Source organism: Pseudomonas sp. E6002, from assembly GCF_013385565.1.
Classification (GTDB): domain Bacteria; phylum Pseudomonadota; class Gammaproteobacteria; order Pseudomonadales; family Pseudomonadaceae; genus Aquipseudomonas.
Genome location: NZ_JACAPT010000034.1, coordinates 10703 through 31401 on the forward strand (window position 1 = coordinate 10703; position 20699 = coordinate 31401).

The window sequence follows — 20699 nt, forward strand, 5'->3', positions numbered from 1 at the left end:
GTGGGAGCGGTATTGGTTTAGATATCCGCCAACGCCGACACCAGGATCGCCTTGATGGTGTGCATGCGGTTTTCCGCCTGTTCAAAGGCAATGTTGGCCGGGGACTCAAACACTTCTTCGGTCACTTCCACGCCATTGGCCAGGTTCGGATAACGCGCGGCGATGTCCTTGCCGACCTTGGTTTCGCTGTTGTGGAACGCCGGCAGGCAGTGCATGAATTTCACGCGGGGATTGCCCGAGGCCTTCATCATCTTGGCGTTGACCTGGTACGGCAGCAGTTGCTCGATGCGCTCGTCCCACGCTTCCACCGGTTCGCCCATGGACACCCAGATATCGGTGTGGATGAAGTCCACGCCTTTCACCGCTTCCTTCGGGTCTTCGGTGATGGTGATGCGCGCGCCGCTTTCCTCGGCGAATTCCTGGCATTGCTTGATGAAGTCAGCATGGGGCCACAGGGCTTTAGGCGCGCCGATGCGCACGTCCATACCGAGCTTGGCGCCGATCATCAGCAGCGAGTTGCCCATGTTGTAGCGGGCGTCGCCCAGGTAGGCGTAGCTGATGTCATGCAGCGGCTTGTCGCTGTGCTCGCGCATGGTCAGGGTGTCGGCGATCATCTGGGTGGGGTGGAATTCGGCGGTCAGGCCGTTGAACACCGGCACCCCGGCGAACTTGGCCAGTTCTTCGACGATTTCCTGTTCAAAGCCACGGTACTCGATGGCATCGAACATCCGGCCGAGGACGCGGGCGGTGTCCTTCATGCTTTCCTTGTGGCCGATCTGCGACGACACCGGGTCGATGTAGGTGACGTGGGCACCCTGGTCATGGGCCGCCACTTCGAACGCGCAACGGGTGCGGGTCGAGGTTTTTTCGAAGATCAGGGCGATGTTTTTGCCCTTCAGGTGCGGACGCTCGGTGCCGGTGTATTTGGCGCGCTTGAGGTCGCGGGACAGGTCCAGCAGGTAGTGCAGCTCGCGAGTGGTGTGGTGCATCAGCGACAGCAGGCTGCGGTTGCGCATATTAAAAGCCATGGTGGATCTCCTTCTGTTTAGGTTATCCCCCTGGCCGGCGCCTTATGAGCGGCGGCCAGGGTTTGAATATCAGTAGTCGATTGGGTCGCGAATGATCGGGCAAGTCATGCAGTGGCCGCCGCCACGGCCACGGCCGAGTTCACCGGCGCTGATGGTGATGACTTCCACACCGGCCTTGCGCAGCAAGGTGTTGGTGTAGGTGTTGCGGTCGTAGCCGATCACCACGCCAGGCTCCACGGCCACTACGTTGTTGCCGTCATCCCACTGCTCGCGCTCGGCGGCGAAGCTGTTGCCGCCGGTTTCCACCACACGCAGGGCCTTGAGGTTCAGGGCGGCGGCGACGGTGTCGAGGAAGTTGGTTTTTTCGCGCTGGATGTCGATGCCGCCGGGCTTGGTCTCGTCCGGGCGCAGGGTGAAAGCGACGATCTGGTTGACCACTTCCGGGAAGATCGTGACCAGGTCGCGGTCGCAGAAGCTGAACACGGTGTCGAGGTGCATCGCCGCGCGGGATTTTGGCAGGCCGGCGACGATCACACGCTCCACGGCCTTGTGCTTGAACAGGTTCAGGGCGAGTTGGCCGATGGCCTGGCGCGAGGAACGCTCGCCCATGCCGATCAACACCACGCCGTTACCAATCGGCATCACGTCGCCGCCTTCCAGGGTGGCGTTGCCGTGTTCCTGGTCAGGGTCGCCGTACCACACCTGGAAGTCCGCGTTGGTGAACTCGGGGTGGAATTTGTAGATGGCGCTGGCCAGCAGGGTTTCCTGGCGTCGCGCCGGCCAGTACATCGGGTTCAGCGTCACGCCGCCGTAGATCCAGCAGGTGGTGTCGCGGGTGAACTGGGTGTTGGGCAGCGGCGGCAGGATGAAGCTTGAGTGGCCGAGGAAATCGCGGAACATCTCGATGGTCTTGCCACCGAAACTGCTCGGCAGGTCATCGGCCGACACGCCACCGATCAGGTACTCGGCGACCTTGCGCGGCTCCAGGCTGCGCAGCCACGAGCTGACCTCATTGACCAGCCCCAGGCCCACCTGGTTGGCGGTGATCTTGCGCTCCAGGATCCAGTCCAGCGCTTCGGGGATGGCGACGATGTCGGTCAGCAGGTTGTGCATTTCCAGCACATCGATGTCGCGCTCGCGCATCTTGGTCACGAAGTCGAAGTGGTCGCGCTTGGCCTGGGCTACCCACAGCACGTCATCGAACAGCAGTTCATCGCAGTTGTTTGGGGTCAGCCGCTGGTGGGCCAAACCTGGGGAGCACACCATGACTTTGCGCAGTTTGCCGGCTTCGGAATGTACGCCGTACTTCACTTTTTCCGTGGTCATTACAGATCCTCCAGTGAACAATGATTACAGGGTCAGGAAGCCGGAGTAGAGGCCATAGCCCGCCACGAGGGCGCCTATGACGACTGCGGCGAAAATCAGCTTCTCGACGTTGGTGAAAATCGGTTTGCCCAGTTCATGCTTGGCCATGGCGAACAGGATCACGCCAGGGGCGTAGAGCAGGGCGGACAGCAACAGGTACTTGGTGCCACCGGCGTACAGCAGCCAGACCGCGTAGATCAACGCGATGGCGCCGATCAGCAGGTCTTTCCTGCGTTCGCCCGGGGCGCTTTCATAGGTTTCACCGCGCACCGCCAGCAGCAGTGCATAGGCCGCCGACCACAGGTAAGGCACCAGGATCATCGAGGTGGCGAGGTAGATCAGCGACAGGTAAGTGCTGGCCGAGAACAGCGTGATCACCAGGAAAATCTGCACCATGGCGTTGGTCAGCCACAGGGCGTTGGCCGGCACGTGGTTGGCGTTTTCCTTACGCAGGAACTCCGGCATGGTGTGGTCCTTGGCGGCGGCGAACATGATCTCCGCACACAGCAGCACCCACGACAGCAGCGCCCCCAGCAAGGAAATGATCAAGCCGACGCTGATCAATACCGCGCCCCAGTGACCCACCACGTGCTCCAGCACGGCGGCCATCGACGGGTTTTGCAGCTTGGCCAATTCCGGTTGGGTCATGATCCCCAGGGACAGCACGTTCACCAGCATCAGGAACAGCAGCACGGTGATAAAACCAATCACCGTGGCCTTGCCGACGTCGGAGCGTTTTTCGGCGCGGGACGAGAAGATGCTCGCACCCTCAATGCCGATGAACACCCAGACGGTGACCAGCATCATGTTGCGCACCTGGTTCATCACGCTGCCCAGGTCCGGGTTTTTCACGCCCCAGATGTCGGCGGTGAAGATGTCCAGCTTGAACGCGAAGAGCGCGATCAACACAAACAGCACCAGTGGCACCACCTTGGCGATGGTGGTCACCAGGTTGATGAACGCGGCTTCCTTGATCCCGCGCAGTACCAGGAAGTGCACGGCCCACAGCAGCACCGACGCGCCGATCACCGCCGCCGGGGTGTTGCCTTCGCCGAAGATGGGGAAGAAGTAACCGAGGGTGCTGAACAGCAGCACGAAATAGCCGACGTTGCCCAACCAGGCACTGATCCAGTAACCCCAGGCGGATGAGAAACCCATGTAGTCGCCAAACCCGGCCTTGGCGTAGGCATAGACCCCGCCGTCGAGGTCGGGCTTGCGATTGGCCAGGGTCTGGAACACGAACGCCAGGGTCAACATGCCCACGGCGGTGATCACCCAACCAATCAGTACCGCGCCGACATCGGCGCTGGCCGCCATGTTTTGCGGCAGTGAGAAGATCCCGCCACCAATCATTGAACCCACGACAAGTGCAACCAGTGCGCCGAGTCGAAGTTTTCCGGGAGATTCAGACATCGCATGACTCCAATGCAGGAGAAGAGAGACCACAGAATAAATCCGTGCGCTAATCAAACAGCTGACTCAGATCACTTCATTGGCACATTCCATTGTGAATTAATGACTTATGATGAAAGGTACGGGCGCTCAAGTGCCTCGCAGAGGCTCGTCGTAGAGCGGTTCTGCGTTTCAAACAACAGGTTTTCTCATTAGCGTGGACCTTTGAAGCTAGCCCGTATTTGCAGATATGCAAACTTTTACAGCGCAGCGTTATTTAAATTATAAATTTGCCTTAACGCTCTTTATTGTCATGCCTTTAAGTTATGAAGCAGGCGCCTTTATTGGCTATATCTAATAAACGCTGCGCCGGCTTAATAAATTAGTTGAGTGCACAGTTGTTGGCTCAATGGTTGTTTTGTTCAGGAGTATTCATGTCCCAATCCTCGGAAAAGCTGCGCCTCAATGCCTTGATCGCCCTGGTGGTGGGCTCGATGATCGGCGGCGGGATTTTCTCGTTGCCGCAGAACATGGCGGCGCGGGCCGAGGTAGGCGCGGTGTTGATTGGCTGGGGCATTACCGCCGTGGGCATGCTGACCCTGGCCTTTGTGTTCCAGACCCTGGCCAACCGCAAGCCGGAACTGGATTCCGGCGTATACGCGTACGCCAAGGCCGGGTTTGGCGACTACATGGGTTTCTCGTCGGCCTGGGGCTACTGGATCAGTGCCTGGATGGGCAACGTCGGTTACTTCGTGTTGCTATTCAGTACCCTCGGCTACTTTTTTCCGGTGTTCGGCCAGGGCAATACCCCGGTAGCGATTGGCTGCGCGTCGGTGTTGTTGTGGGCGGTGCATTTCCTGGTGATGCGCGGGATCAAGGAGGCGGCGTTTATCAACCAGATCACCACCGTGGCCAAGATCGTGCCGTTGGTGATGTTTATCGTGATCGCCGCCGTGGCATTCAAGGGCGATATCTTTACCCGGGATATCTGGGGCCTGAGTAATCCGAATTTCGGCGGCGTGGTGGATCAGGTGCGCAACATGATGCTGGTCACGGTGTTTGTGTTTATCGGCATCGAGGGCGCCAGTGTCTACTCGGCGCGGGCCGAGAAACGCTCGGACGTGGGCCGGGCCACGGTCATCGGTTTCCTGGGGGTGTTGGCGCTGCTGGTATTGGTCAACCTGCTGTCGCTCGGGATCATGAGCCAGCCGGAACTGGCCAACCTGCAAAACCCGTCCCTGGCCGGGGTGCTGGAACATATCGTTGGCCCGTGGGGCGCGCTGTTGATCAGCATCGGCCTGGCGGTTTCGCTGTTGGGCGCGCTGCTGTCGTGGGCCTTGCTCTGCGCCGAAATTCTCTATGCCACCGCCCATGACAAGACCATGCCGGCGTTCCTGAAAAAGGAAAACGTCAATCAGGTGCCGGTCAATGCGCTGTGGCTGACCAATGTAATGATCCAGCTGTTCCTGGTGATCACGCTGTTTTCGGAAAGTACCTACACCACCCTGATCTACCTGGCGTCGTCGATGATCCTGGTGCCCTATCTGTGGTCGGCGGCGTATGCGGTGCTGTTGAGCGGCCGCGGTGAAACCTACGAAGGCGCCCATGGCGAACGCACCAAGGACCTGCTGGTGAGCCTGATCGCCCTGGCCTATGCGGTGTGGCTGCTCTACGCCGGTGGCCTGAAGTACTTGCTGCTGTCGGCGCTGCTGTATGCACCGGGCGTGATCCTGTTTGCCCTGGCCAAGCGCGAGCAGGGCCAGCCCTTGTTTACCCATCTGGAAAAAGGCATTTTCGCCTGCGTGATCGCCGGGGCGAGCCTGGCGGCGTATGGGTTGTACAGCGGGGTATTGTCGTTGTGAGAATGCAGCTGGCGTATCAGGCGCCGTATGACTGGGCGGCGATGTTGGGCTTTTTGTCGGCGCGGGCGATCAGCGGGATGGAGACGGTGGACGCAGGCGTTTACTCGCGCAGTATCAGTGTCGACGGTCAGCAGGGTTGGCTCAGTGTGTCGCCCGGGGCCGGTGATTGGCTTGAGGTGACGGTGGGCTTCCCCGACCCGGCAGCGTTGCCGGAAATTGAGCGGCGGTTACGGGACATGTTTGACCTATCGGCTGACCCGAAACGGATCAACCGGCAATTGGCGAATGATCCCTTGATGGCGAGCTTGGTGGCGGCGCGTCCTGGCTTGCGGGTGCCGGGAACCTGGGATGGTTTGGAGCTGGCGATCCGCGCGGTGTTGGGCCAGCAGATTAGCGTGGTGGCGGCGATCAAGCTGGCGGGCAAGCTGGTGGCGCAGTACGGCACGCCGCTGGTGACGCCCCATGCCGGTGTGACCCATGTGTTTCCTTCGGCCGAGGTGCTGGCAGCCGCAGATTTGGCAACCCTCGGCATGCCGAAAAGTCGCGGGCGTACCTTGTCGGGCGTGGCCCAGGCGTTGCTGGATGACCCGCAGATCTTCCAGGCGAAGGCGAACCTGAAGGAAGGTGTGGCGCGGTTGGTCGCATTACCCGGGATTGGTGACTGGACGGCGCAGTACATCGCCATGCGCCAGATGCGCGAGCAGGATGCGTTTGCCTCGGGGGATATCGGTTTGATCAATGCGCTGGTGGCGCTGGAAGGCGGGCCGGTGAGCCCGCGCCAGTTGCTGGCGCGGGCTGAGGCCTGGCGACCGCTTAGAGCCTATGCGGCGCAGCATTTGTGGACATCACTGAGCCGCGCGGATTGATTCTGCATACCTGTGGCGAGGGAGCTTGCTCCCGCTGGGGCGCGAAGCGGCCCCATTGACCCAAAAGCAGGGGCCTGCTGCGCAGTCCAGCGGGAGCAAGCTCCCTCGCCACAGGATCTTCGGTCACCACTGAGGGCGGTGTGAGCCCAATTCCCCTGCGGGCAAATCCCACTGCAACGGTGTCCCGCTGATGGTCACCGGGGGCAGCAAGCGGTGGGCCGGGCCCCAGGCGGTTTGCTCCACCACCAAGCCTTGATCACCCGGTTCTTCGGCCCGCAGCGGTAGTTGTTCCGGGACTTGTCCTGCGTCCACCAACAGCTTTGCCGTGCGCGCGAGGGACAACAGTGCCGAACCGCCGCGGCCGGATTTCAAGCGTTCACTCAACGCCTGAATCGCACTGGCCGCCATCAAATACCCGGTGGCGTGGTCCAGCGCCTGCAACGGCAGCGGCACCGGTTTTTCCGACTTTTTCCACTGCCTGCCAGCCTCGGCAATCCCGGTGCTCATCTGCACCAGGCTGTCGAACCCCCGGCGATTGCGCCACGGGCCGCTCCAGCCGTAGGCGTTGAGGCTGGCGTCGATCAGGCCAGGCGCGATGGCTTGCAGCGCAGCTTCACCGTAGCCCAACTGTTCCAGTGCATCGGCGCGGTAGCCGTGCAGCAGAATGTCGGTGTCCTTGAGCAGGTTTTCGAAGATCAGGCGGTCGTCGGGGTTTTTCAGGTCCAGGCGGGCGCAACGTTTGCCCAGGGTCATTTCCGGCACCACGCCGGGTTCGTTCCAGTCAGGGGAGTCGATGCGCAGTACATCGGCGCCGAGGCCAGCCAGAAAACGGCTGGCGGTGGGGCCGGCCAATACGCGCGTCAGGTCCAGCACCTTGATGCCCGCCAGCGGCCTTGCCACCGAGCCCAGCCAGGGTTTGTCGCTGAGGGCTGCAAAGGTCTGGCGATGGACCAGCGGTTCCTGATTGACCGCCAAGCCTTGTGGATGAACTTGCCAGTCTTGCCATGAGCGCATCTGCGCCGCACAGCCGTTCGCCTCGACAATCGCCTGTTCCAGCTCGGCAGCGGTCCATGGCGCAACCTTCGCGGCCATTGCTTCACGGTCAGCGACCTGCCCGAGTACGCGCTCGGCGGCGGCACGGTGATGCGGTGCATTGGTGTGCAGGCGAATCCAGCCATCGGTGCAGGCGTAGTCGCCGGCAATCGGGTCCCACAGCGGTGGGGTGGTCCAGCCGTCGGGGCGCAGCGAGGAGGAGAACCAGAACGAGGCGAGGCGCCGGTCCACGGTCACCGAGGGCAGGCGCCCGGTTTGCTGCAACAGCAACTGGGCGACCGCCTGGCCCGCGGCACCGATGCTGGCGCTGGCCAGTTCGGTGACGGCAAAGGTCGAGGGCAGGGCGCCGACTTCGGTTACGGCCAGTGGGGTGACGGGTAAATCGAGTGCTTCCTGGATGGGGGTGAGCAGATCAGTCATCAAAGGCCCTCCTAATGAGAAGGACCATCATAGAAGATCATCAGGGTTGAATGACAACCCCAGGCTCCAGCGGTAGATCCACGCTGGCGATAAAGCCGCCGCCTTGATGATTGGCCAGGATCAGGCTGCCGCCATGGCGCTCTGCGGCGCGCCGCGCAATGGCCAGGCCCAGGCCATGGCCCTGGGCGGTTTGCCCCGGGGCGCGGTAAAACGGCTCGCCGAGTTGGCTCAGGTGTTCGGCATCCACGCCGGGGCCGTGGTCGCGCACACTGATCACAATGCGTTCGCCCTGGCGTCTGGCGTCCATTTCAATCGGTTGCCCGGGCGGGTTGAAGCGTTGGGCGTTGCGCAGCAGGTTATCCACCGCGCGTTCGATCATGGTCGGCCAGCCCTTGAGGTGCAGCCCGGCCTCGGCATCCAGTTGCACGGGTTGGTCCGGCGCGCCGAGCAAGGCGTCTTTTTGCAGGGTCCGGAGCAACGGGTTGAGGTCGATGTCTTCGGCACTGGCGTTATCAGCGTCCACCCGGGCGAGTACCAGGATTTCGCTGATCAGCGCTTCCAGGCGGTCGCATTCGCGGGTCAGGCGCGGCCAGAGTTTTTCCCGCGCTTCGGGCGTGGCCCGTTCTGCCAGGGCCAGGGCGATCCGCAGGCGGGCCAGGGGCGAGCGCAGTTCGTGGGACACATCCCGCAGCAACTGGCGCTGGCTGCCGATCAGGCTTTGCAGGCGGGCGCCCATGCGGTTGAAGTCGGTGGCCAGTACGCCGAATTCATCGCGACGGTTGGCCAGCCGCGCCAGGCTGTTCTGCTGATAGGTGGTCTGGCCCAGGTCGTGCACTGCGCCGCGCAGGCGGCTGAGGGGGCGGGTGATGGACAACGTCACCAACAGGCTGAACAGGGTCAGCACCACCAGCGCAATCGCCAGGGCACTTAACGGCCAGAGCAGGCTGCTGCGGTGCCAGGCGTCCAGTTCCGGGTGGGGAATGCGGTAGATCAGCAGGTAGGTGTCGCCGGTTTTTTCGCTGGTGTACTCGGCGGTCAGCCGGCGCCAGGGCAGGTGGCGGTCCTGGCTGTCGTTTTGCCGGGCTTCGAGGGCGGCGGCGCGGCGCGGGAAAGTGCCGCGCACCACAGGCTCGCCGCTTTCGTTAAGCACTTGCACGTCAATGTGGTACTGACGCTTGCGCTGCTGCAGCAGCTCCTGGGCGGCGTCCTCGCCCTGGGCCTCGTAAAGCTGCGTCCATTCCTGCGCGAGGTTATTGAGCCCGGGGTGGCGGCTGAGAATCCAGGCGTCCTGGTTGAGCATATGCCCAAGCAGGATCGACAACCCGGCAACCAGGGCGATGGCCAGCCAGAAGCTGGCAAGGACGCGCCAGAACAATGAACGCACAAGAAATCCTCAAACAGGAAAAGCCCAGCGGCGGTGGCCACTGGGCTGGGAGTGAAGCTAGATCATTATTGCGCTTTTTGCGGATGCTGGGCTTTCCAGGCCTGGAATTCCTTCCACTCGGCGCGGCGCTCGGCTTGTTTCTTCACGATCTCGTCGAATTTCTTCTGTTGATCGGGTTTCAGCACGGCACGGATGTCGGTCTGGGTTTTCTGCTTGGCGGCCGCCATTTCGTCTTTCATGGCTTTCTGATCAGCGGCTGGCAGTTTGTCCAGGTACTTGCGCACCAACTCTTTGCGAGCGTGCCATTGCTGGCCCATCAACTTGCCGATCTGCTGGCGCTGTTCAGGGCTCAGGTCCAGCTGGCTGAAAGGGCCACCTTTGCCCCGCATGCCGTGTTCACCGCCGTGACCTGGGCCACCCATCATGTGGCCTTCAGGACCGCCCATCGGGCCTGGGCCTTCTGGCGCAGCGGCCATGGCAACGGTTGGCAGGGCAGCAGCGAACATCAAAGCGATAAGGGTCTTGCGCATGGTGATTCTCCTGTCTCTATTCCGGTGAGTCCGGATGTGAGTAGATTACGGAGATCAAGGTCAGCGGCAGTCAGGGGACGGTAAAGCTTGGGTAAAGAGGATTTTGGGCGGGGCTGACAAAACTATTGGCGACCGTAGCAACTGTCGAGCCTTGGCGAGGCTGCGAGGCAGGCGCTGCGGTCTGACACCTGTACCGAGGAGATGCTGTCGCAGCCTCGCCGAGGCTCGACAGCTGCTACGCGGGCTAGAGGCTGTAGTAATAGCCGCGGCTACGCAGCGCCACGATCCGTGGCCGGCCATCCGGGTGCGGGCCGATCTTCTTGCGCAGGTTGCTGACGTGCATGTCCAGGCTGCGGTCATACAGGGTCAGCTTGCGGCCCAGGGCGATTTGCGCCAGTTCCTGCTTGTCCAGCGGCTCGCCGGGCTGACGCAGCAAGGCTTCCAGCAGGCGGCTTTCGGACACGGTCAGGGCAAATTCCTGTTCATCGATAGTGACCACGCCACGCACCGGGCTGAAGCACAGGTCGCCCAGCTCCAGCTGAGTGGACACGGCGGCCGGGTGGCTGCGGCGCAGCACGGCGCGCAGGCGCGCGGTCAGTTCACGAGGATCGCAGGGTTTGGCCAGGTAGTCGTCGGCGCCCAGTTCCAGGCCGAGGATCCGGTCCAGGGGTTCGCCCCTGGCCGAGAGCATCAGCACCGGCAGTTCCGGGTGGTCGCTGCGCAATTGCTTGAGCAGCTCCAGGCCGCTGCCGTCGGGCAGCATCACGTCGAGCACCACGGCCGCCGGGGCGGCTTCGGCCAATGCCTTGCGGGCGCTCAAGCCGTCATGGCAGGCGCGCACCTGGAAACCTTCCTGGCTCAACCAACTGGTCAGCAGCTCACAGAGCTCCTGGTCATCATCTATCAGTAACAGCTCGCTCATGACTCACTCAATTTAGCCATTGTCGACGGCGCCGGTGCCCGCCACTGGCGAAGATCCCGCATAACAGGGCGATCAGTGCGACTGCCCCGCCGGTCACGAACCATTGTTGTTGCTCGGTAAGCCAGCGTGGCAAGGCACTGCCCTGTGCTTCTTTGAGTTGCTGGACCAGGCGTTGGTTCTCCTGGCGCAGTTTACTCAGTTGGGTACTTTCCCGCGTGGCGTCAGCACTTTGCAATTGCTTGCTCAGCTCATCGCGCTGGCGTTCGCTTTCTTTCAAACGTTGCTGCAAATCGGTGATCTGGCTGCCGGCACTCAAGGACAGGGGCGTGGAACTGCCGGTGTTCGAGGTTTCTTCAGCGTGGGCCGTAGCCCCGATCATTAACACTGCCAACAGACACAACTGACGTAAGCGCATCGGAACTCCTGATTCCACACGAATATTCAGAACGTTGTCGGCAGGTTACCGGGAATAATGAGCGTTTAGGAGTGCGCTGAAGCCATTTGGTTCAGCGCGCAACGAATCAAGGCAGGACTTGCTTGAACGGTTTGACCAGCACCTGGGCGTACACGCCGGCCGCTACATACGGATCAGCATCGGCCCAGGCTTGTGCCGCCGCCAGGGAGGCGAACTCGACAACCACCAGGCTACCGGTGAAGCCGGCATCTCCCGGGTCGTTGCTGTCTACCGCAGGATGCGGGCCGGCCAGTACCAGGCGGCCTTCGGCTTGCAGCTGTTTCAGGCGCTCGACGTGGGCCGGGCGTACGGACAGGCGTTTTTCCAGGGAGTTGGCGACGTCGGTGGAAATGATGGCGTAGAGCATGTCAGTCCTCGGTTTTCGGCGTGGTAGGGTCGGTGTCATGCAGGTGGCGCGACAGGTAGATACCCTGGCCGACCAGGAACAGCACGGTCATGCCCAGGCTGCCGAACACCTTGAAGTCCACCCAGTAGCTCTGGAAGGTAAAGGCGACGAACAGGTTGGCGGCGCCGCAGAACAGGAAAAACACGATCCAGGCGATGTTCAGGCGGGTCCACACCGGGTCTGGCAAGGTCAGCGCGTGGCCCATGATCCGCTTGATCAGCAGGCGATCACCGATGAAGTGGCTGCCGATAAAGGCCAGGGCGAACAGCCAGTTGACCACCGGGGCTTTCCATTTAAGGAAGGTTTCGCTGTGGAAGGCCAGGGTCAGGCTGCCGAACACAAGGCAGGCGACCAGGGTCAGCCACTGGCTTTTTTCCAGCTTGCGCTGGGAGATGAAGAGCGCGCCGTAGACCACCACGGAGCTGATGATCAGCACCGCCGTGGCGCTGTAGATGCCGCCGAGGGTCAGCTCGTGGCCGGCAAGATCGATAACGCGAGGGTCGGTTTTGTAAACGATGAAAAACAGCAACAGCGGGATGAAGTCGATGAATTGTTTCACAGTAAGAGCCAGAAGCTGGATGTGGCGGCATAATAACAAACATCCTTGGTAGCGAAAGCGCCAGCTGACTTGAGGTTACACACTCCCGTGAATGTTGATTTGCACTGCCATAGCACAGCCTCCGACGGCGCCCTGGCGCCCGCGGTCCTGGTTGCGCGTGCGTTTGAAAAAGGCGTGCGAGTCCTGTCGTTGACCGACCACGACACCCTCGAAGGCCTGGCAGAGGCCCGCGAGGCGGCGCATGCGTTGGGCATGCAACTGGTCAACGGGGTTGAATTGTCCTGCACCTGGGGCGGCGCAACCATCCACGTATTGGGCTACGGTTTCGACGTCAACGCGCCGCCGCTGGTGGAGGCCATCGCCAAATTGCACGATGGCCGCTGGCTGCGGTCCGAAGAAATAAGCCGCAAGCTGGCCCTCAAGGGCATGCCCAACGGCCTGGAAGGCGCCCGCGCCATCCAGCAGGAACTGGGTGACAGCGGCAACGCCCCGGCCCGCCCGCACTTTGCCGACTGGATGGTGCGTGAAGGTTTTGTGAAGGATCGCGCCGAAGCGTTCCGCAAATGGCTGGGTGCCGGCAAGCTGGGGGACGTCAAGCAACACTGGCCAACCCTGGAAGACACCGTTGGCACACTGCGGGCAGCAGGTGCCTGGGTCAGCCTGGCGCATCCGTGGCATTACGATTTCACCCGCAGCAAGCGTCGCAAGCTGATTGGCGACTATATTGGAGCGGGCGGCCACGCAATCGAAGTGGTCAACGGGCATCAACCCGCCGAGCAGGTAGGCAGCCTGGCGATTCTTGCCCGCGAATTTGGTCTGCTGGTCAGCGCCGGCAGTGATTTTCATGGCCCCGGCGGCTGGTCCGAGATTGGCGAGTACCGCGCCGTTCCGGAAGATTTGCCGCCCCTTTGGTGTCGCTTCAAACATGACCCCATTATTGCCACCGTCTGAACAGGTAGAACACGTGAGTCAATTCTTCCAGATTCATCCGGAAAACCCGCAGGCGCGCCTGATCAAACAGGCCGTGGAGATCATCCGTGCCGGTGGCGTGGTGATCTACCCCACGGATTCGTCCTACGCCATCGGTTGCCAGATCGGCGACAAGAATGCGGTCGAGCGCGTAAGACGCCTGCGTGACCTGGACAAGAACCACAACTTCGCACTGATTTGCAGCGACCTGTCCCAGCTGGGGCTGTTCGCCAAGGTCGACACCGGCACCTTCCGCCTGCTCAAGGCCCACACGCCGGGGCCCTACACCTTCATCCTCAACGCCACCCGCGAAGTGCCGCGCCTGCTGCTGCACCCGAAGAAGCGCACCATTGGCCTGCGGGTGCCGGAACACCCGATCGCCCTGGCGCTGCTGGCCGAACTCGGTGAGCCGCTGATGAGTGTGTCACTGATCCTGCCGGGGGAAGAAGAGCCGTTGTACGACCCTTATGAAATGCGCCGGCTGCTGGAAAAACACGTCGACCTGATCATCGACGGCGGCTACGGCGGCAACAAGGCCTCCACCGTGATCAACCTGGCCGACGGCGAGCCGGAAGTGGTGCGTGTGGGGTGTGGCGACCCGGCACCGTTCATGGTCGAGGCCTGAATGTCGGCCGTGGAAACCGTCGACAGCCAGGCGGGCGCCCAGCAGGAACTGCCATTTGCCATGGTCTACGGCCAGGCCGTGATGGAAATGCCGCTGGACCTGTACATCCCGCCGGATGCGCTGGAAGTCTTCCTCGAAGCCTTCGAAGGTCCGCTGGACTTGCTGCTGTACCTGATCCGCAAGCAGAACATCAATATCCTCGACATCCCGGTGGCGGAAATCACCCGCCAGTACATGGGCTACGTCGAACTGATGCAGACCGTGCGCCTGGAACTGGCCGCCGAATACCTGGTGATGGCCGCGATGCTCGCGGAGATCAAGTCACGCATGCTGCTGCCGCGCTCGGAGACTATCGAGGCGGAAGAGGATGACCCCCGCGCCGAACTGATCCGCCGCCTGCAGGAGTACGAGCGCTTCAAGGCCGCGGCCGAAGGCATCGACGGTTTGAGCCGGGTCGGCCGCGATGTGGTGGTGCCCAAGCTCGACGCCCCGGAAGCCCGGGCGCGCAAGCTGCTGCCGGACGTGAGCCTGGAAGAGTTGCTGATGTCCATGGCCGAAGTACTGCGCCGTGGCGATATGTTTGAAAGCCACCAGGTCAGCCGCGAGGCACTGTCCACCCGCGAGCGCATGAGTGATGTGCTGGATCGCCTCAAGGGCGGCGGGTTTGTGCCGTTTGTCGAGCTGTTTACCAAGGAAGAAGGGCGCCTGGGGGTAGTCGTGACCTTCATGGCAATCCTTGAGCTGGTCAAGGAATCCTTGGTCGAGCTGGTCCAGAATGAGCCTTTTGCGGCTATCCACGTGCGGGCGCGAGCCGAATAAAGAGCTGAATCGATGAATCTGACTGAACCCCGCGAACTGGCTCCGCTGCTGGAAGCCTTTCTCCTGGCCTCGGGCAAGCCGCAATCCCTGGAGCGCCTGTTCGAACTGTTTGAAGAAGCCGAGCGCCCTGAGCCGCCGGTGTTCAAGAAGGCCCTGGAGATTCTGCGCAAGTCCTGCGACGGCCGTGCCTTCGAGCTGCGGGAAGTGGCTTCCGGGTATCGCCTGCAAATTCGCGAGAAGTTTTCGCCGTGGGTCGGCCGCCTGTGGGAAGAACGCCCGCAGCGCTATTCCCGCGCGATGCTGGAAACCATGGCGCTGATCGCCTATCGCCAGCCGATCACCCGGGGCGAGATCGAAGACGTGCGCGGCGTCGCGGTCAACAGCCATATCGTCAAGACGTTGCTGGAGCGGGAGTGGATCAGGATCGTTGGCTACCGCGACGTGCCCGGCAAGCCGGCGATGTTTGCCACTACCAAGGTGTTCCTCGACCACTTCAACCTGAAAAACCTCGACGACTTGCCGCCGCTGGCCGAGCTGCGGGAGATGGAGCCGGACCCGGTCCTGGATTTCGACGACGCACCGGTGCCCGCCGGGTTGCAGGAGCTGGCCGACGCCAGCGCCGAGCCGGAAGAGCCGAAGGACGAAACCAGTTTCCACACATTGTTGCTGGAACTGGATGACATGGAGCAGGGCATCAAGACTGACTTCGATGACTTGCTGCGTGATGGTGCGGTCAGTGACGGTGAGCAGGAGCCTGCGTTGCAACTGAACGTTGAGGTTGAGCTGCCAGTCGAAGTTGAAGATGAGCCCGAGCCTGAACCCGAGGAGGACATCCTCGGCGTCGCCGAAGCCCGTGCCAAACTGCTGGCCGCCGTCGCCGCGCTCGAACAACCGCCGCTGAGCGACGAAGAAGACGAAGCCCGCGCCCTGGCCGAAGCCATCGAAAACGAACGCCGCCAATTCGAAGACTGACGCAGAACAAAATGTGGGAGCGGGCTTGCTCGCGAATGCGGTGTGTCAGTCGCCGGATGCTTGGCTGACCCACCGCATTCGCGAGCAAGCCCGCTCCCACATTTGGATTGTCGCCAGCAAGGAGAATTCGAATGAGCTCCACCAAAGACCCCTGCATCAGCGTCTGCAAATTCACCGATGACATCTGCGTGGGCTGCGGGCGCAGCAAGCGCGAGATCCGTGCCTGGAAGAAACTCGACAAGGTCGACAAGCGCACGGTACTCGCCGAAGCCGAGCTGCGCCTGCTGGCGCTGGGTGCCACCGGTCGGCGGAAAGGCAAATGAGCCCGCACTTATCGACTAGTCTCTGATGCGCAACGCGCGCCATGAGCGTATGATTCGCGACCCTTTGGCGATGCGTTCGCCAAAAGCCCAGCTTTTACTATCTTCAGGCCAAGCCTGAATCGACACACCGGGAGGTGCTTAAGATGAGTGACCAAGACCAGAACGACACCCAGGAAATCGGCCCCGCAGGCGAAAAACTGCAAAAAGTCCTCGCCCGTATCGGCGTAGGCTCGCGCCGCGACGTAGAAGCCTGGATCACCCAGAAGCGCATCAAGGTCAACGGCGTTGAAGCCACCCTTGGCCAGCGCGTCGACCTGCACGATGCCATCACCATTGATGGCAAGGTCATCAAGCGTGAAGAGGCCGCCGAATCGGTGCGCCGCGTCATCATGTACAACAAGCCTGATGGCGAAATCTGCACCCGTGACGACCCGGAAGGCCGTCCAACCGTATTCGACAAGATGCCGCGCCCCAAAGAAGGCCGCTGGATCAACATCGGTCGTCTCGACATCAACACCACCGGCTTGCTGATGTTCACCACCGACGGTGAGCTGGCCAACCGCCTGATGCACCCTTCCTACGAGATGGACCGTGAATACGCGGTACGTGTGCGTGGTGAAGTCGATGACGAAATGATCGAGCGCTTGAAAGCCGGCGTCGTGCTGGAAGACGGCCCGGCCAGGTTCACCGACATCAAGCAGGCGCCGGGCGGCGAAGGCTTCAACCATTGGTACCACTGCGTGGTGATGGAAGGCCGTAACCGTGAAGTACGTCGCCTGTGGGAATCCCAGGGCCTGGTGGTCAGCCGCCTGAAGCGCGTGCGTTTCGGCCCGGTGTTCCTCAACTCCGACCTGCCGATGGGCCGCTGGCGCGAAATGAGCCAGTACGAAGTCGACATCCTCAGTGCCGAAGTCGGCCTGACGCCGGTGGCCATGCCGCAGATGAACGCCAAGAGCAAAGACAAGCTTGAGCGTATGCAGCGTAAATCGTCGCGTCCGGTGGCGCGTACCGACCGTGTTGCCCGCACCCTGCGCCCTGCGCTGGATGCACCGGCCACGGGCGGCCGCATCTCCCGCGAGCCGCACATCGAAGGCGAGCGTCGTCCTTCGGCACCGGCCCGTCAGGATGGCGAACGTGCGCCGCGCGCACCGCGTCCAGCCGGTCGTGGTGATGCACCTGCCGGCGGTCGCGGTAACCGTGGCGAGTCTGGTCGTGGTGCTCCGGCTGCGGGCCGTGCCGACGACAGCGCCAGCACCAAACGCCCAGCCAAGCCATCGCCGAAAAAGCGCCCGGGCCTGAAGCTGGTCGATGACGCGCCATCGGGCAAGCGTCGTGGTGCACCGGCCGGTTCCGGCCAGCGTCCAGGTTTTGGTCGCAAGAAGCCGCAGTGATTCGTTAAGCACTGCATAAAAACGCCAACCCTCGGGTTGGCGTTTTTTTTGGCCTGGATTTGGAACCTGCTCTATGAGCAAAGCAGGTCCATTGTGGGAGCGGCTTGCTCGCGAATGCGGTGTATCAGTTGATACATCCAGTGACTGACCCACCGCATTCGCGAGCAAGCCCGCTCCCGCAGTTGATCTCCATTGTTTTGGCGGGCGTGTCAGAACATGAAAGCCCCATCGAACACGGGTTTATCGTCGAGGGCCAACACGCCGCTGGCGAAGATCAGGTCCAGGTGGTGGCTGCCTTTCTGCCCGCCACCCAATCCCAGGTGCAGCCCGCAATGACGCTCTTCAAAGCCGGCGTTGCGCGCATACAAATCCTTCACGCCTTCATTGGTGCCAATGCCCAGTTCTTCCACCCGGCGATTGGACGGGTTGGCATTCAGGTATTTGTTGAAGTCATCCGCCAGCCCCGGCACTTCGCTGGCCACGGTGCAGATGGTCGAGTTCTCGATCCACAGTTCCAGCGGTGATTGCAGCACGCCGTATTTGCGCGCAAAGGGAATGGTGCTGAGGAAGGTGCCGACGAACCGCACCTGGCCGTTGATGGCCTCGCTGTGGGTCGCGATCTCGCCGGGCGCCAGGTCGTGGTTGCCGATGCCGTTGATATTGGTCCACTTCTTGATGCTGCTCATGGGCGCTTCAAGGCGTGAGCCATGCTGGTCGGTGAAGCTCAGCACGCGGGCCTGGGACATGCGCCGGATCAACGTGGCGTTGAGGTCGGCAATCCGCTGTGGGGCGACGCTGAAGGTGTCGTAGAAATAGTCGCCGTAGTCCTTGAGCAGCAGGGATTTTTTCCAGTGCTCGGCCATCACGCCTTGCAGGGCACGGATAAAGTCCGGGCCTTCGGCGCGTGGGTTGGGCAGGGTCGAGGAATCGTAGAGAAACATGTACAGGTCACAGCCTTCGATGGCCTTGGCCAGCGTTTCGCTGGGGGCTTGGTCCAGGCGTTGTACCTGGAAGTCGAAGCGGGCAGCGCAGCCCTGGATTATCGACTGGGCGATGGCGTCGTAGCGTTCGGTATGGCCAAGCAAAATGGTGGGGCGGTGCAGGCCGGCGAGGGCCGGGTGATGGGCGAGGTAATACAGAAAATGTTCGACGGCGCGGGCCTTGTCCATGACGTCCTTCCTTCAAAGCCTTCGGTAGGAGCAGTGGCAGGTGCGGCGTCCCGCACCTGCCGGGGTGCCTGATCAGATTAGAAAGGCCACATCGCGGTGCCGAACGGCACGACGGCATCGGCTTGCATCATTTCAACGGCGGCCTCATGGGTCGGCGCTTCAAACCAATCGTCGAGTTGCAGTTCGGTTTCCAGGTCATTTTCCAGTGCTTGCATGGTGAATCTCCTAGATGACGTTGTTTGAGAACGAGCTTGCCAGCTTGCTGCGCTGGGCAAGTGGATGAACCTAGAAGAGAGTGTTTGGGATTGCAAAATTTTTATTGACACGGTTCCATTTGGATTTTTTATTCCGTTTTGATGGCGATTTGGTTTATGTCGATGAAACAGAGAGTTGGTTGCATCGTTTTGTAGGAATCGTCCTTTCGTCAACTTCTCGTTATCTGAAAGAATTTTCCTAATGTCCCTCCTATCTGCCGCACCGCATCCTGTCAGCCCAGACAGGTTTGGCGGTGTACAATGCGCCGCGTTTTACTGTGATCCCACTCTCTCAGGGCTATCCGCCTTGTTCATTCCGCCTGGCCACAAGCCCGTCGGGTTCGATTTCGTCACAGATAAAAACAACAGGTGACGTATGACCGTAAGAAAAAACGCTGGACCGGGGTTTGATCGGCGCTGCTGTAGCCCGTTACCAAAGCAGCACCCCTCCATGAGCACCCTCAAACCTTGCGTGAGACCCTTTCCATGAGTGAAGCCAACTCGCATTCAGGCGAACTGAAGCGCGGCCTGAAAAATCGCCATATCCAACTGATCGCCCTCGGTGGCGCGATTGGCACCGGGTTGTTCCTGGGGTCGGCCGGCGTGCTGAAATCCGCCGGGCCGTCGATGATCCTCGGGTATGCCATCTGCGGCTTTATCGCCTTCATGATCATGCGCCAGCTGGGCGAGATGATCGTCGAAGAGCCGGTGGCCGGTTCCTTCAGCCACTTTGCCCACAAGTATTGGGGCGGTTTCGCCGGCTTCCTGTCGGGCTGGAACTGCTGGATTTTGTACATCCTGGTGGGCATGTCGGAGCTGACGGCGGTCGGCAAGTATGTGCACTACTGGTGGCCCGAGATCCCGACCTGGGTGTCGGCGGCGGCGTTTTTTGTGCTGATCAATGTGATCAATCTTTCCAACGTCAAGGTCTTCGGCGAGGCCGAGTTCTGGTTTGCGATCATCAAGGTGGTCGCCATTGTCGGGATGATCGCCCTGGGCAGTTACCTGTTGGTGAGTGGCACCGGTGGGCCACAAGCCTCGGTGACCAACCTGTGGGAGCACGGCGGGTTCTTTCCCCATGGCGTGGGTGGTTTGGTGATGGCCATGGCGATCATCATGTTCTCGTTTGGCGGCCTGGAGATGCTCGGGTTTACTGCGGCTGAGGCGGACAAGCCACGCACGGTGATTCCGAAGGCGATCAACCAGGTGATCTACCGGATCCTGATTTTCTACATCGGCGCGTTGGTGGTGCTGTTGTCGTTGACGCCTTGGGACAGCTTGCTGGAGACCCTGAATGCCTCCGGGGACGCCTATAGCGGCAGTCCGTTTGTGCAGGTGTTTTCGATGTTGGGCAGCAATACCGCGGCGCATATTCTCAACTTTGTGGTGCTGACGGCAGCGTTGTCGGTCTACAACAGCGGCACTTACTGCAATAGCCGGATGCTGTTGGGGATGGCCGAGCAGGGTGACGCGCCTCGCGCATTGGCGAAGATCGACAAGCGTGGGGTGCCGGTGCGGTCGATCCTGGCGTCGGCGGCGATTACGCTGGTGGCGGTGTTGATGAACTACCTGATTCCGCAGCATGCGCTGGAGTTGTTGATGTCGCTGGTGGTGGCGACCCTGGTGATCAACTGGGCGATGATCAGTTTTTCGCATTTCAAGTTTAGGCAGCATATGGATCGGACGGGGCAGGTGCCGTTGTTCAAGGCGCTTTGGTATCCGTATGGGAATTATGTTTGCCTGGCGTTTGTGGTGTTTATTCTTGGGGTGATGCTGCTGATTCCGGGGATTCAGGTGTCGGTGTATGCGATTCCGGTTTGGGTGGTGTTTATGTGGGTTTGTTATGGGATCAAGAACAGGCGCAAGGCTCGGGAGGGGGTGGTGTTGAGTTGATGGTGTACATATCCGTTTCTTCGGTAACGGCGACTTATGGTTC

The 20699-nt window shown here is 61.3% G+C and carries 21 protein-coding genes; 9 read left to right on the plus strand and 12 right to left on the minus strand.

Features of this window, described 5'->3' with window-relative positions; genetic code table 11:
* Positions 1-17: 17 nt before the first annotated feature.
* The 3 genes from HX815_RS25900 to arcD (HX815_RS25910) all read right to left on the minus strand — a co-directional run bounded on the left by HX815_RS25900 (position 18) and on the right by arcD (HX815_RS25910) (position 3806).
* A complete protein-coding gene (locus tag HX815_RS25900; protein ID WP_010169901.1) occupies positions 18-1028 on the minus strand; it encodes an ornithine carbamoyltransferase in 1011 nt (336 codons plus the stop codon).
* Between the two features lie 69 nt (positions 1029-1097).
* Positions 1098-2354: an arginine deiminase gene (gene arcA / locus HX815_RS25905; RefSeq protein WP_003220054.1), complete on the minus strand. Its 1257-nt coding sequence runs from the start codon at positions 2352-2354 to the stop codon at positions 1098-1100.
* A gap of 24 nt (positions 2355-2378) precedes the next feature.
* Positions 2379-3806, minus strand: a complete 1428-nt coding sequence (gene arcD, locus HX815_RS25910; protein WP_003220056.1) for an arginine-ornithine antiporter — start codon at positions 3804-3806, stop codon at positions 2379-2381.
* 413 nt (positions 3807-4219) lie between these two features.
* Between arcD (HX815_RS25910) and arcD (HX815_RS25915) the strand changes: the two genes are divergently transcribed.
* Positions 4220-5647 (plus strand): arginine-ornithine antiporter, encoded by a 1428-nt coding sequence (arcD, locus tag HX815_RS25915; protein ID WP_087692651.1) that lies wholly within the window; start codon positions 4220-4222, stop codon positions 5645-5647.
* A 2-nt stretch (positions 5648-5649) separates the two neighbouring features.
* Entirely contained in the window at positions 5650-6513 is an 864-nt protein-coding gene (locus HX815_RS25920; RefSeq protein ID WP_003220061.1) for a DNA-3-methyladenine glycosylase, read from the plus strand.
* Between the two features lie 123 nt (positions 6514-6636).
* On the opposite strand, the gene HX815_RS25925 is transcribed toward HX815_RS25920, so the two are convergent.
* The 7 genes from HX815_RS25925 to HX815_RS25955 form a co-directional block, all read right to left on the minus strand.
* Positions 6637-7986, minus strand: coding sequence for a CoA transferase (locus HX815_RS25925; protein WP_177029101.1), 1350 nt, complete (start codon positions 7984-7986; stop codon positions 6637-6639).
* Positions 7987-8026: 40 nt separating this feature from the next.
* Positions 8027-9370, minus strand: coding sequence for a HAMP domain-containing sensor histidine kinase (locus tag HX815_RS25930; protein WP_177020977.1), 1344 nt, complete (start codon positions 9368-9370; stop codon positions 8027-8029).
* Between the two features lie 65 nt (positions 9371-9435).
* Positions 9436-9900: a Spy/CpxP family protein refolding chaperone gene (locus HX815_RS25935; RefSeq protein WP_177029102.1), complete on the minus strand. Its 465-nt coding sequence runs from the start codon at positions 9898-9900 to the stop codon at positions 9436-9438.
* A 244-nt stretch (positions 9901-10144) separates the two neighbouring features.
* Positions 10145-10822 (minus strand): response regulator transcription factor, encoded by a 678-nt coding sequence (locus HX815_RS25940; protein ID WP_003220065.1) that lies wholly within the window; start codon positions 10820-10822, stop codon positions 10145-10147.
* Positions 10823-10829: 7 nt separating this feature from the next.
* Positions 10830-11237, minus strand: coding sequence for a hypothetical protein (locus HX815_RS25945; protein ID WP_003220067.1), 408 nt, complete (start codon positions 11235-11237; stop codon positions 10830-10832).
* A gap of 106 nt (positions 11238-11343) precedes the next feature.
* Complete coding sequence (locus tag HX815_RS25950) at positions 11344-11643, minus strand: YciI family protein (protein WP_003220069.1); 300 nt, start codon at positions 11641-11643, stop codon at positions 11344-11346.
* Position 11644: 1 nt separating this feature from the next.
* Positions 11645-12241 (minus strand): septation protein A, encoded by a 597-nt coding sequence (locus HX815_RS25955; RefSeq protein ID WP_003220071.1) that lies wholly within the window; start codon positions 12239-12241, stop codon positions 11645-11647.
* 87 nt (positions 12242-12328) lie between these two features.
* Here HX815_RS25955 and HX815_RS25960 point away from each other — a divergent pair, with 87 nt between their 5' ends.
* The 6 genes from HX815_RS25960 to rluB all read left to right on the plus strand — a co-directional run bounded on the left by HX815_RS25960 (position 12329) and on the right by rluB (position 17340).
* On the plus strand, positions 12329-13192 hold the full coding sequence (locus tag HX815_RS25960) for a PHP domain-containing protein (RefSeq protein ID WP_003220073.1): 864 nt from the start codon (positions 12329-12331) through the stop codon (positions 13190-13192).
* A 13-nt stretch (positions 13193-13205) separates the two neighbouring features.
* A complete protein-coding gene (locus tag HX815_RS25965) occupies positions 13206-13835 on the plus strand; it encodes an L-threonylcarbamoyladenylate synthase (protein WP_003220075.1) in 630 nt (209 codons plus the stop codon).
* Between the two features lie 120 nt (positions 13836-13955).
* On the plus strand, positions 13956-14654 hold the full coding sequence (locus HX815_RS25970; protein WP_173406103.1) for a ScpA family protein: 699 nt from the start codon (positions 13956-13958) through the stop codon (positions 14652-14654).
* A gap of 12 nt (positions 14655-14666) precedes the next feature.
* The gene (gene scpB, locus HX815_RS25975) at positions 14667-15626 is read left to right on the plus strand and encodes an SMC-Scp complex subunit ScpB (RefSeq protein ID WP_008433105.1); all 960 of its coding nucleotides are present in this window, start codon (positions 14667-14669) and stop codon (positions 15624-15626) included.
* A 131-nt stretch (positions 15627-15757) separates the two neighbouring features.
* On the plus strand, positions 15758-15949 hold the full coding sequence (locus tag HX815_RS25980; protein ID WP_008433107.1) for a DUF1289 domain-containing protein: 192 nt from the start codon (positions 15758-15760) through the stop codon (positions 15947-15949).
* 143 nt (positions 15950-16092) lie between these two features.
* Positions 16093-17340 (plus strand): 23S rRNA pseudouridine(2605) synthase RluB, encoded by a 1248-nt coding sequence (gene rluB / locus HX815_RS25985; protein WP_177020975.1) that lies wholly within the window; start codon positions 16093-16095, stop codon positions 17338-17340.
* A 209-nt stretch (positions 17341-17549) separates the two neighbouring features.
* Here rluB and HX815_RS25990 read toward each other — a convergent pair whose 3' ends face one another.
* A complete protein-coding gene (locus tag HX815_RS25990) occupies positions 17550-18509 on the minus strand; it encodes a leucyl aminopeptidase (protein WP_177029103.1) in 960 nt (319 codons plus the stop codon).
* A 77-nt stretch (positions 18510-18586) separates the two neighbouring features.
* Positions 18587-18724, minus strand: coding sequence for a hypothetical protein (locus HX815_RS25995; protein WP_003175756.1), 138 nt, complete (start codon positions 18722-18724; stop codon positions 18587-18589).
* Between the two features lie 525 nt (positions 18725-19249).
* Between HX815_RS25995 and HX815_RS26000 the strand changes: the two genes are divergently transcribed.
* Positions 19250-20656 carry an amino acid permease gene (locus HX815_RS26000; RefSeq protein ID WP_134327224.1) on the plus strand — a complete coding sequence of 469 codons (1407 nt, stop codon included), beginning with the start codon at positions 19250-19252 and terminating at the stop codon, positions 20654-20656.
* Positions 20657-20699 lie beyond the last annotated feature (43 nt).